Source organism: Saccharopolyspora sp. NPDC002686, assembly GCF_040295745.1.
Classification (GTDB): domain Bacteria; phylum Actinomycetota; class Actinomycetes; order Mycobacteriales; family Pseudonocardiaceae; genus Saccharopolyspora; species Saccharopolyspora oryzae.
On the sequence record NZ_JBEOVY010000574.1, the window covers coordinates 1 to 2,773 of the forward strand.

The 2,773-nt window shown below is 70.0% G+C and carries 3 protein-coding genes; all 3 read left to right on the forward strand.

Annotated features, from left to right (window positions below):
• Positions 1–92 precede the first annotated feature (92 nt).
• On the forward strand, positions 93–986 hold the full coding sequence (locus tag ABTZ89_RS37720) for a methylenetetrahydrofolate reductase (protein ID WP_270949633.1): 894 nt from the start codon (positions 93–95) through the stop codon (positions 984–986).
• Positions 987–1,410: 424 nt separating this feature from the next.
• Positions 1,411–1,584, forward strand: a complete 174-nt coding sequence (locus ABTZ89_RS37725) for a hypothetical protein (protein ID WP_270949634.1) — start codon at positions 1,411–1,413, stop codon at positions 1,582–1,584.
• A gap of 53 nt (positions 1,585–1,637) precedes the next feature.
• A partial coding sequence (locus ABTZ89_RS37730; RefSeq protein WP_351054076.1) for a wax ester/triacylglycerol synthase domain-containing protein occupies positions 1,638–2,773 on the forward strand: 1,136 nt, incomplete at its 3' end.

A 2,773-nucleotide genomic window follows, 5' to 3' on the forward strand; every position in this document is an offset into this window, starting at 1 on the left:
GTCGTCATGGCAGCCCAAAAGACTCACGGTGGCGCCGGACGGGGCGGCTCCGCCGCTTGACGAGACCAAGCTGGGAATGAGGGAGGCCAGTAATGACCAAAGTCATCGACCGGCTGCGCCCCGGCAAGACGGTGTTCTCGGTGGAGTTCTTCCCGCCGAAGACCGACGAGGAGGAACGCCACCTGTGGCGGGCCATCCGGGAGCTGGAGCCGCTGGACCCCGCTTACGTGTCGGTCACCTACGGCGCGGGCGGATCCAGCCGGGACCGCACGGTGCGCACCACCGGCCGGATCGCCAACGACACCACCCTGGTGGCGATGGCGCACCTGACCGGGGTGAACCACTCGATCGCCGAGCTGCGGCACGTCATCGGGTCGTACGCGGCCGAGGGCATCAAGAACGTGCTGGTGATCCGCGGCGACCCGCCGGGTGACCCGATGGGCGAGTGGATCCCGCACCCGGAGGGCATCACCTACGCCGACGAGCTGGTGCGCTTGGTGCGCGAGTGCGGTGACTTCAACGTGGGCGTCGCGTCGTTCCCGTACATGCACCCGCGCTCGACCGACCTGGAGTCGGACACCAAGCACATGGTCAACAAGCTGCGGGCCGGGGCTGACTTCTCGGTGGCGCAGATGTTCCTGGAGCCGGAGAGCTTCCTGCGGCTGCGGGACCGGTTGGCCCAGCACGGCTGCCACCAGCCGGTGCTGCCCGGGATCATGCCGATCACCACGCCGAGGGTGCTGGGCATGACCACCCAGCTGAGCAACATGACGATCCCGGACGAGGTGTCGGCGGTGCTGGACCCGCTGCGCGAGGACGCGGCCGGTTTCCGGGCGGCCGGGCTGGAGATCACCACCCGGCTGTGCGAGAAGCTGATCGCCGAAGGCGTTCCGGCTCTGCACTTCTACAGCCTGAACCGGTCCAAGGCCACCCGCGAGGTGCTGGCCAACCTCGGGCTGATCGACGGCGTGCTGAAGGCCGCCTGACCCGCTGAACCGAACGACCCCGCCGCCCCGGTCCGACCGCCGGGCGGCGGGGTCTTTCGCTTGCACCGCCGGTGAATCCGCTCACAGGGCGCTGAGCTGGTGAATGCGCGGTGTCACCGATTCCGGAGCCAGATGTCGCATTCAGGCTGACCCGGTGGGCCGTGTGGGGGACCAGGTGCCGCTCGGGCGCACGCAACGAAGCGATCATCCCCGCGTTTCATGCACTTTTAACGGCGCCCTGTTCGCCGACGCGTATTCCGTTCCGTTATGGTCGGGGTATTCGCCGCTCGCAGTGGAGTCCACTTCGGACTCGGCTGCTGGGTGCAATGGTGCGCCGGCGTGAAGAGGACGTGTCGGACTCCGGAATGGGAAACGGGTTTTCCGGTCGTGCCGGATGGCGTCCGCAGCAGGGAGGACCAGGTCGATGTCGGTGCCGCCAGCAGTGCCCGAGCCTCGCGTGATCGCAGGCGACGGACCCGCGGTTGAAGGTGAATTGTTTTCGGAATCGCCGGATCGGGCATTCGGTGAACTCGCCGAGAAGCTCGCCGCCGACATTTGTCGATCTCTGGGCGTTCCCGGCTCGGAAACAATTCTCTGACCGCTGCGCCGGATGATTCCGGTGCGGCGTCGATCGCGCGACGAGGTGTGCCGATGATGACGACTGGGATCAACACGCTCGACTGGGCTTTCCTGTGCCTGGAACGGGAAACCGCGCCGATGCACCTCGGTGCGGTCGCGCTGTTCGCCCCGCAGGGCGAGTCGGACCGCGAGCGGCTGCTGGCGCTGCTGGCCGAGCGCGCCCAGCGGATCGCGCGGCTGCGGCTGCGCCTGGACCGGTCCTGGATGCAGCCGTGCTGGGCCGAGACACCCGGTTTCGACGCTGCCGAACACGTGCACGGCCACCAGGTGCCCACCCCGGGCGGCCGCGAGGAGCTGGCCGAGCTGGTCGCGGAACTGGCCGCCCTGCCGCTGGACCGGCGTCGCCCGCTGTGGGAGCTGCACTTGATCACGGGCCTGGCCGAGGGCCGGTTCGCGGTGCTGGTGAAGTTCCACCACGCGCTGGCCGACGGTCGCGACGCGGTGGAGGTCGGTCTCGGACTGCTCGACGGCCTCACCCCGGAATCCGCAGCCGTCCCGGAACAGCGCAGTCCGATCGGCGACGTGGTGGGCCTGCTCGGACGTCCGCAGGATCTGTTCGGCACAGTTCGCTCGACCCTGGCGAAGTCGGGGGAGTCGCTGGGCATCGCCTCCTCGGTGGTGCGCAACGTGCGGCTCCCGCAGTCGGATTCGCCCCTGCACGCCTCCGGCTCCGCCGCACGCAAAGTCGCCCTCGTGCCGCTGGACCTGGCCGAGCTGCGCCAGATCCGCGCCCGGCACGGCGGCACGACCAACGACGTGGTGCTCGCGGTGATCTCCGGGGCCCTGCGCCGCTGGCTGGCCGCCCGCGGGCACGACCTCGAACTCCCGGTCCGAGTGCTGGTCCCGGTGTGCCGCCGCCGTGCGAACCAGCGCAGCGGCGGCAACAACCAGCTGTCCGGCTACCTGTGCGAGCTGCCGCTGGCCGAGCCGGACCCGGTCGCGCGACTGCAGTGGATCAGGACGGAGATGGCGCGCAACAAGAGCGCGGGACCGCAGCGCGGGCCGGGCGCGTTCCCGGTGCTGGCCGGGCGGGTGCCGCAACTCGTGCACCAGGTGGCCGGACCGCTGGCGGGACAGGGCGCGGCGCTGCTGTTCGACGCGCTGATCAGCAACGTCCCGCTGCCGAGCTTCCGCGCGACCCTGGACGA

Excerpts from the sequence above, each read along its gene's own strand:
- ABTZ89_RS37725 (WP_270949634.1), top strand. The coding sequence starts at position 1,411 with ATGTCGGTGCCGCCAGCAGTGCCCGAGCCTCGCGTGATCGCAGGCGAC.
- ABTZ89_RS37720 (WP_270949633.1), top strand. The coding sequence starts at position 93 with ATGACCAAAGTCATCGACCGGCTGCGCCCCGGCAAGACGGTGTTCTCG.